The organism is Rhizobium sp. BR 362, assembly GCF_036528765.1.
Classification (GTDB): Bacteria; Pseudomonadota; Alphaproteobacteria; order Rhizobiales; family Rhizobiaceae; genus Rhizobium.
This window is the reverse complement of sequence record NZ_JARWGH010000048.1, coordinates 23945-32532: the sequence shown is the minus strand read 5'-3', so window position 1 is coordinate 32532 and position 8588 is coordinate 23945. Positions and strand designations below refer to the sequence as shown.

Below are 8588 nucleotides of genomic sequence, written 5' to 3'. Positions count from 1 at the left end.
CGTGGCAACCGGCTCATGCGCACCACGCTGGTCCAGTGCACGCTGACCGCAATCCGCTATTCGGGTTACCTCAATGCCTTCTACCGGCGCATCAAGGACCGGCGTGGCCCGGGAAAGGCCATCATCGCCACAGCCCGCAAGCTGCTCACCATTATCTTCGACACCCTGAAAAACGGATGGGTCTTCGAGGACTTTCCAAACTTCATCATCGCCGGAAAAGAAAATCCGGCTCGACAATCATCATAGGAGGAGGAGGAGATCATGATGCGCAACCAGAAAGCCCTACCTGACCAAGACGAGCAGTTCATCCAGCGTCAGCTCGAATCCGGTCGATACCATGACCGCAATGAGGTCATCCATGCCGGCTTGCGCATGCTCGAAGAATTTGAGGATGGTCTTGAGCGCTGGATCCACGACGAGATCCCGGGGCGTTACGCAGAGCTGCAGCGCGACCCGTCCAAGGCGGTTTCGTTCGAGGATGCCCGAGCACGCTTCGAAAGCAAACACCGCGACGCGCTGGCGAAAGACAAGTAGCGGATGGCTTACCGCATCCGGCTGCACGAGCTGGCCGAGGCTGAGCTTGACAAGATTTTTGATGATATCACCGCCGAAGCGGGGCCGACTACTGCGGGCAATTACGTCGGCGGCATTTATCAACTCATTGAAGGGTTCACGATATTTCCGGAGCGTGGGACCGTCCGCGAGGGATCGGTTCCGGGATTGCGAATTGTCGGCTATCGCCGCACCGCGTCGATTGCTTTCATCGTCGAAGGCGACCAGGTGACGATCCTGGGTGTTTTCCGGCGCGGCCGGAACGTCACCGCGGAAATGCTCAAAAATCGCCTCTAGATATCCGTGGGTGGCCGCGAAGCCGAGGCCCCGAACGGCTGGCATCTGCATCTTTTTGTTCGCGCATGCGTTCTGCCGATGAAGCGGCCTGAAAGGACATATCTCATGAGCAAGCGTGAACTCATCGACACCGGCACTGACAAGCGTAACGTGCGCCGCAACGAAAGGGGTCAATTCAAGGAGAGTGTCGATGTTGGTCGATCGCTCGCTGCCGATCGTCGCCATAAGGCCAAGCAGGAAGCCAGGTCTGGCGAAGGCGACCGCAGCGACGGCAATTCGAAGCGCTGACGTCGTTGAAGCTCGCAAGTTTCAATGTCAACGGCATCAACGGCCGTCTCGATATTCTCCTGCGCTGGCTGGCGGAGGCCTCTCCCGACGTCGTCTGCCTTCAGGAACTCAAGGCGCCCGACGAAAAATTTCCTCAGCGTGCACTCGAAAAAGCCGGTTATGGCGCCGTCTGGCATGGTCAAAAGAGCTGGAACGGCGTTGCTATTTTGGCGAAGGGACACGACCCGATAGAGACGCGCCGCGGACTTCCGGGCGATTTGGATGATACCCATAGCCGTTATATCGAAGCAGCGGTCGGCGGGATGCTCATCGCATGCCTTTATCTTCCGAACGGCAATCCAGCGCCCGGGCCAAAGTTTGACTACAAGCTGCGCTGGTTCCGGCGCCTCTCTGCTTATGCGGAGGAGCTGCTGACGCTGGAAATCCCCGTCGCACTCGTCGGAGATTTCAACGTCATGCCGACCGATCTCGATGTCTATGCGCCGGAGCGCTGGCGTGATGACGCCTTGTTTCGCCCGGAAGTGAGGACGGCTTATCGCGACCTCGTTTCCCAAGGATGGACCGATGCATTGCGCCACCTCTACCCGGATCAGCGCATCTACACGTTTTGGAAATATTTCCGCAACGCGTTTGCCCGCGATGCCGGCTTGCGCATAGACCATCTGCTGCTTAGCCCCGCTTTGGCAGGCGATTTGGTAGCGGCAGGTGTCGACAGGTCGATCCGCGCTTTGCCTCATGCCAGCGACCACGCTCCGGTCTGGATCGAACTTCGTGAATGAATATCGCACGCGGTATCACGCGTCACAGAACGACGCGGCTCTTCCGATTGAGGGCTGCGTGCGGAGCCAATGTAGTGTCAGGCATCTTGAGGTCACGCTGCCCCGGACGGATCACCGGTTGGCAACAAGGCTGGATCAAGCGGCGGATCATTCGGATTTTTATTGTCTTCCGGGCTCTGTACCGGCGTCAGCGGCGGCTTCTCCTGAGTGCGATCCGGTACACCTGGCGATGGAGTAGGACCCCGAGGCATTTCATCAGGTTTCGGTACTTCTGTCGGCATATCTGTTCTCCTTCAAGACGATAGAACGGCATGAATTGGCCGACCAGCCGTTCAACCTTCACGGGACAGAACGTTCAGCCGGGCTATTCGCTCCACTGACGAAATGAAGGAGCGGGATTTTCTTTGGCAAAAGACGATCGATTTCGTCTGCGGGAACAATCCGGGTGGTTATGCCATTGCCCACTCGGCAATTCCTGGGAGACGGACATGATCAACGACCTCTGGTACAAGAATGCTGTCATCTACAGCCTATCCGTCGAAACTTTCATGGATGCCAACGGTGATGGTGTCGGCGATTTCCAGGGTCTCATGCGCCGCCTCGACTATATTGCTGGCATGGGCATCACAGCCATCTGGCTCATGCCGTTTCAGACGTCACCGCGCAAAGACGATGGCTACGACATTTCCGATTATTATAATGTCGATCCCCGCTACGGCACGCTCGGAGATTTCGTCGAGTTCACCCACGGCGCCGAGCAGCGTGGCATCCGCGTACTGATCGATCTGGTGGTCAATCATACCTCCGACCAGCATCCCTGGTTTCAGGATGCGCGCCAAGATCCGAACTCGCGCTACCGCGATTGGTATGTTTGGTCGAAGAAAAAGCCTGCGAACGCCGATCAGGGCATGGTCTTTCCCGGCGTGCAGAAGACCACTTGGACCTATGACGATAAAGCCAAAGAATATTACTTCCACCGCTTTTACGATTTTCAGCCCGACCTCAACACCGCCAATCCGCATGTGCAGGCTGAGATTTTGAAGATCATGGGCTTCTGGATCCAGCTCGGGGTCTCCGGCTTTCGCATGGATGCCGTGCCGTTCGTCATCGCAGAGAAGGGGCCGGACGTGCGAAAGCCAGTCGAGCACTTCAACATGCTGCGCACTTTCCGCGAATTCCTGCAATGGCGCCAGGGAGACTCTATTGTTCTGGCGGAGGCAAATGTCTTGCCGAAGACCGATCTCGACTATTTTGGCGAGGACGGCGACCGCATGCAGATGATGTTCAATTTTCAAGTGAACCAGACACTCTTCTACGCCCTTGCGAGCTCCGACGTGCGGCCGTTGATCGAAGCCATGAATGCCACCAGGACCAGGCCCGTGACGGCGCAATGGGGATTGTTCCTGCGGAACCACGACGAACTCGATCTCGGTCGTCTTTCAGCCAAGCAACGTCAAATCGTCTTCGATGCCTTTGGCGCCGAAAAGGCCATGCAGCTTTACGACCGTGGCATTCGTCGACGCTTCGCGCCGATGATGAACGGCAACGCGGATAAGATACGCATGGCGTACAGCCTGATGTTTTCGCTGCCTGGCACGCCGGTCCTGCGCTACGGCGACGAGATCGGAATGGGCGACGACCTTTCGCTTCCGGAACGCAACCCCGCGCGCACCCCGATGCAATGGTCGAGGGAACCCCATGCCGGATTTACCAGCGGCGACAAACCGATCCTTCCGGTGATTTCCGAAGGTCCTTACGGATATCAACACATCAACGTTGCAGATCAGCGCTGCGATCCAGAATCCATGCTCAATTGGATGGAGCGGCTGATCCGCATGAGGAAGGAAGCTCCCGAGATTGGCTGGGGCGCTTTCACCTGTCTGGAAACCCACAACGTCGGCGTTCTCGTCGTGCGCTATGATTGGCGCAACAATTCAGTCTTGATCGTCCACAATTTCAATTCACGACCCGTTGAGGTGGAGATCGATCCTGAAATCGGCGATCTCGGGCGGATGCTGGTGGACATCGCGGACGGTACAAAAAGTGAGGCCGACGGAGCAGGACACCACTGCGTCTACCTGGAAGCGTTTGCCTATAAGTGGTTCAGGGTCGGAGGTCTCGATTATCTTCTGCGAAGGACGGAGCTGTAGGGAAGGTAAGGTTGGGTTCGTCACCGGCGGTCGCGCCACCAATTCAGCTACTCGACCTATACAAGCGCCTGTGTTGCAGAAAGTATCCTCGGCGGTGTCAATGGCTGGGAGGGGGCGATCAAAGGTGCCTTAGGCGGTGCAACAACAGCCTTGATGGCACCGGCAATCGCAGCCCTTGTCAAGGGTATGCTGAAGGACAGTAACTTGTCCGATCAGGACAAGCAGACCCTTGCCACTTTTATAGGAACGAGTCTCAGCTCGGCGGTCGGTGCCGTAGCCGGTGGTGGAGAAGGAGGGTCCTACGGAGCTGCGAATTATCAGTACAATTATCTCACGCATGAGCAGGCCCGGGAGCTTACGGACGCTGAAAAGGCTTTGGAAGCTTGCAAGGCAGAGTCTTCTGGCTGTTCCGCAACGGACAGAGCACGAATTCAGTCGGAAGTAGACAGGCTCAAGAACCTTGACTACCAAACCACCATGTCTCTGCTGCAAGCGTGCATGGATCAGGGCGCTTTGTCGTGCACTACCGAACAGGGCAAATGGCTTGAAGCGTACGAGACCTGGCGTAAGGCGGACAGCGCTGCCGACAGGAACGATCCCGATTACGCACGGATGCTCGACAATTACAGAAATCTAGCTGCGGCTGGCTACGTCGCCCAGGAACTGGCCAAGACTCAGGAATATGGCGAAGTCTATCAGATGACGAAAGGCTTCGAGTTAGGAGCCGTTTTTGGTGCCGTTGCTGCGCTTGGAACAATTTCCGTTATTGCCGGGCAAGAGGCCGTCTCCACGATTGTTGCGACCTGCGGCCGAAGCTCCGCCTGCTACGCGACGTATCTTAATCTGGCGCTTCATGATGTTGCCGCGACAACGCTCGAACTGGGCGGATCCCCTACCGCGACCATCCTATTGGGGACGGCGCTCGTGGAGGCTAGGGCTACGCTAGCTGCCAGAGGCGTTGTAGGCGCAGTGGATGGGTTCGTAGAAACCGATGCAGTTTCCGTCGCCGGAAGTCGTGCGATTGACCGTGGACAAAGCTATGAAGACGCTATTCAGGGAATGTATAGCAACACTCCATTTGACCAACGACAATATCAAGCAATTGTAAACGGTGAGCGCGTAAGAGGAGTTGCTGACCACGTTACAACCTTGAACGGCAAGCTCACCGCTGTTGAAGCAAAGTTCGTGGACGATTGGTCGAGGTCACCCCGCAACCCGGAGAGTAGTAGTGGCTCTATGCCATGGGCCGTTTTTGAGCAGCAAGAAATGGTATCTCAAGCGCAAAAATACGCAGCGGGCTTTGACGGAGGGGTCGTTTACCATACAAATAGTACGGAGTTGGCGGCATACTACAGTAAGGTTTTTACAGAAGCTGGTATCACCAACTTCAAGTCTATAATCACTCCGACCAAATGACGGACGAAGAGACATGGAAAAACACCTAAAACAAATAGAGGCGATACTCGGTGGGAAGTTCGAGAGACTGGATTCGCGAGTCATCCCTGGAACGGTGCCTGTGGAAGGCACTGCGTTTCTCTATTTTGCTGACGACCGAAAGAATGCGTTTCGTAAGCAATTCCGCAATCTTACAGAATATACCAATCCACCATATGCGAAATTCGGAGGCGTTAACGAACGGGGATGCAAAATTACGCTACCTGGCGGGGATTCGTTCTATGCTATTGGCTATCATGGCGACCTCGATGGCTGGCGCAAAGATATCGAAGCAGGCGCACAAGCGCAGCATGTCCTTCTGGCGAAAATCGAAGGCAGCAATATCCTAGTATCTGATGGTCGGACGGTTCCCCTTTCTGAGTGTTCTGTCGAATTCACCTGAGGTCTCAGGCAGTTTGAAATAAAAAATTCATGGCACGTGGAATTCGTGTACCGGGGACATGACCCCGCCAAGACGGCAGTCGAACATAGTGCGCCATCGCCCGTTCCTTCGAGCCCATCGCGCCCGGCCGATATGCAATTACCTATGCGAAATGGCAGCATAGCGTGAGCCAGTTTGGCGGGGTCACCAGCCGACGCGGGCGGCGATCATAACTTTCTATTCGATTACGTCAGCCCGCTTAGAGGTAAGAGCACAATCAGGATTGGACCGCGGCAGATCGTGGACGTCGATTACATCCGCGTGATGGAACAGCGCAGCAATCCGACCATCCTGGCGTTCAGACTGTGTTTTGCATCGATTTCAACACTTGGGCGTCCCGATCATTTCAGAAAAGTGACGCTCTTTCCAAGCCCTAACCACTCGACCGCTATAATCCCTATCTCCCGAAAGAACACCTTCACACTTTAGCCCCCGTTCGCCACGGCATTCCCATCAAACGCACTAGCCAGCTTCGCAGTCAGCCGCCGCGCCGGCGACCCCGACGGCTTCGATGTTGCGCTGGCAACGGAGACACTTGCAGCTCTGCTGGGCGCAAACATCGTTTGAGTGCTTATTCTGAACTGCGACAGCAATTGGAATAATGCCTCGGCCTCGGATGCCAGGTTATGGGCCGCGGCGGTGGCCTGTTCGACCATGGCGGCGTTCTGTTGCGTGCCCTGATCCATCGTGTTCACGGAAGTGTTGATTTCCTTGAGACCGGTTGCCTGCTCCTTCGACGCTTCGACGATTGCCCCGACATTGCCATCGACCTGCTGGACCTGGGTGACGATCTCTTCCAGTGCCTTGCCGGTTTCGCCGACCAGGGATACGCCGCTTCTGACATGGTTGTTGGAAGTGTTGATCAGATCCTTGCTCTCTTTCGCGGCCTTCGCGGAGCGTTGGGCGAGTTCGCGCACTTCCTGGGCGACGACGGCGAAGCCTTTTCCGGCCTCGCCGGCGCGTGCTGCCTCGACGCCGGCATTCAATGCGAGGAGATTGGTCTGGAAGGCGATTTCGTCGATAACGCCGATGATATTGCCGATTTCGGTCGCGGAAGCCTCGATCTTATCCATGGCTTCGACGGCACTGCGCACGACACGTCCGGAGTGCTCGGCGCTTTCCTTCGTCTTGCGCACAAGGTGACCGGCTTCCTGCGCGCGATTGCTGGAGCCCGACACGGTTATGGTGATCTCTTCCAGCGCTGCGGCGGTTTCTTCCACTGAGGCAGCCTGCTGTTCGGTCCTCTTTGCAAGATCGTCCGAGGCCGATCGAATTTCCTGTGCGCCGGAGGCAATGGCGCCTGCATTCTCGGCAACCTTCTGCATCGCGAGGCGCAGTTTCTCCACAGCCTGGTTGAAATCGACACGCAATTGGTCGAGCGAGGGAATGAACGGGCCGGCAATCTGGCGCGTGAGGTCGCCGTTCGCCAATGCCTGAAGGGCGTCTGCAAGCTGAGTCACCGCCGCATTGGTCTGTTCGGCAAGAGCCTCGCGCTCGGCCGCCTCGGTTTCCAGTCGGTTGCGCTCTTCGGTCGCGCGCCTTGCATCCGCATCCGCGTCGCGCTCAGCCTTTGCCGCGATCGCGTCACGCAGCGCTGCGACTGCGCGAGCCAGCATGCCAATCTCATCGCTGCGTTTTTCCAGCTTGCGATCGCCTTCCATGTTGCCTTGTGCCATCGATACAAGCGAGGTCTGGAGTTTTGGCAGCGGTCCGACGATGGAGTGGGCAGTCAAGGCAGCCGCCACGCTTGCGAGGAAAATCGCAATGGCAAGTGCCGTCAGAGCCAGCGAGTTGAAGCCGCCCGCGGCGCTTCGAACGTCGCTTCCGATCGATTTGTTCAGGGCTTCCTGATAGTCGATGAACTTGTTGATCGCCTTCAGCTAGGCGACGAACTGAGGCCTTGCCTGTTCCAGAAGGATCTTGCGGGCGCCCTCGCCATCGCCTTTTTCCTGACGTGCTATGATCTCGGCGACGAGCGGATTGGTTTTGGCCTGTATACCGGCAATTTCATCGAGGATGGCCTTCTCCTCAGCCGTCGCGCCGGCTGGCGAAGCGATCATATCGGCCATCTTCTTTTCGTTGTCTGCATAGGTCGAGGCCAGCGTCTCGATAAGCTTCACCGCCGCTTGGCGTTCTTCCGCAGATGTGACGAGGGTCACGTCGCGGATTGCGATCGCCGTGTCGTGAACACTGCCTCGATAATTGATTGCATAGCGCTGTTTCACGCTGTTGACGTCGTTAATGACACCAAGATTGCGGTCGATCGTCTCGACCTGCCGGATCGAGTAGAGCGTCAAACCGATCATCAGAATCAGCAGAAAGCCAAATCCCGCTGCGAGACGCGCAACGATGCCGAATGTTTTCCAATTTGCCATATGCAGGTCCCCACCCCTGGATTTGGAATCCTGCTGCCATCAGGGCTAACAGGAACAAGGGAAGGTTGCGTCGGCAAGGGTCTGTTTCATCGACCCTGCATCCCGAAAGCTTTCTGAGCGACGAATCATTCGCCCGCACTACGATTCCCATCTAGTGTCACTTTAATGGGGTAACATCGTTTACATTGTGTAAACCAGTTCAATAGAGCCGCTGCCAACGCGCTATAACTATCGATATGAACTGGTCTCTGTGAATTTTTCTTGGGAATTT

Annotated in this window: 8 protein-coding genes and 2 pseudogenes; 8 read left to right on the top strand and 2 right to left on the bottom strand. The window is 56.5% G+C overall.

Going from position 1 to position 8588, the window contains the following annotated elements; genetic code table 11:
• From QDY28_RS28565 to xth, 5 genes and pseudogenes are all read left to right on the top strand, one after another.
• Nucleotides 1–246 (top strand): annotated as a pseudogene (locus tag QDY28_RS28565) (IS110 family transposase); the annotation flags it as partial.
• Between the two features lie 15 nt (nt 247–261).
• The gene (locus QDY28_RS28560; protein WP_331384633.1) at nt 262–534 is read left to right on the top strand and encodes a type II toxin-antitoxin system ParD family antitoxin; all 273 of its coding nucleotides are present in this window, start codon (nt 262–264) and stop codon (nt 532–534) included.
• Nucleotides 535–537: 3 nt separating this feature from the next.
• On the top strand, nt 538–849 hold the full coding sequence (locus QDY28_RS28555) for a type II toxin-antitoxin system RelE/ParE family toxin (protein ID WP_331384632.1): 312 nt from the start codon (nt 538–540) through the stop codon (nt 847–849).
• Nucleotides 850–954: 105 nt separating this feature from the next.
• A complete protein-coding gene (locus QDY28_RS28550; RefSeq protein WP_331384631.1) occupies nt 955–1137 on the top strand; it encodes a hypothetical protein in 183 nt (60 codons plus the stop codon).
• 5 nt (nt 1138–1142) lie between these two features.
• Nucleotides 1143–1916 (top strand): exodeoxyribonuclease III, encoded by a 774-nt coding sequence (xth, locus tag QDY28_RS28545; RefSeq protein ID WP_331384630.1) that lies wholly within the window; start codon nt 1143–1145, stop codon nt 1914–1916.
• A gap of 92 nt (nt 1917–2008) precedes the next feature.
• Here xth and QDY28_RS28540 read toward each other — a convergent pair whose 3' ends face one another.
• Nucleotides 2009–2197, bottom strand: coding sequence for a hypothetical protein (locus QDY28_RS28540; protein ID WP_331384629.1), 189 nt, complete (start codon nt 2195–2197; stop codon nt 2009–2011).
• Between the two features lie 207 nt (nt 2198–2404).
• On the opposite strand from QDY28_RS28540, the gene QDY28_RS28535 reads away from it, so the two are divergent.
• The 3 genes from QDY28_RS28535 to QDY28_RS28525 all read left to right on the top strand — a co-directional run bounded on the left by QDY28_RS28535 (nt 2405) and on the right by QDY28_RS28525 (nt 5903).
• On the top strand, nt 2405–4066 hold the full coding sequence (locus tag QDY28_RS28535; RefSeq protein WP_331384628.1) for an alpha-amylase family protein: 1662 nt from the start codon (nt 2405–2407) through the stop codon (nt 4064–4066).
• A gap of 204 nt (nt 4067–4270) precedes the next feature.
• On the top strand, nt 4271–5482 hold the full coding sequence (locus QDY28_RS28530; protein ID WP_331384627.1) for a hypothetical protein: 1212 nt from the start codon (nt 4271–4273) through the stop codon (nt 5480–5482).
• 13 nt (nt 5483–5495) lie between these two features.
• Nucleotides 5496–5903 (top strand): hypothetical protein, encoded by a 408-nt coding sequence (locus QDY28_RS28525; RefSeq protein ID WP_331384626.1) that lies wholly within the window; start codon nt 5496–5498, stop codon nt 5901–5903.
• A 464-nt stretch (nt 5904–6367) separates the two neighbouring features.
• Here the strand turns inward: QDY28_RS28525 and QDY28_RS28520 are convergent.
• Nucleotides 6368–8317 (bottom strand): annotated as a pseudogene (locus tag QDY28_RS28520) (methyl-accepting chemotaxis protein).
• Nucleotides 8318–8588 lie beyond the last annotated feature (271 nt).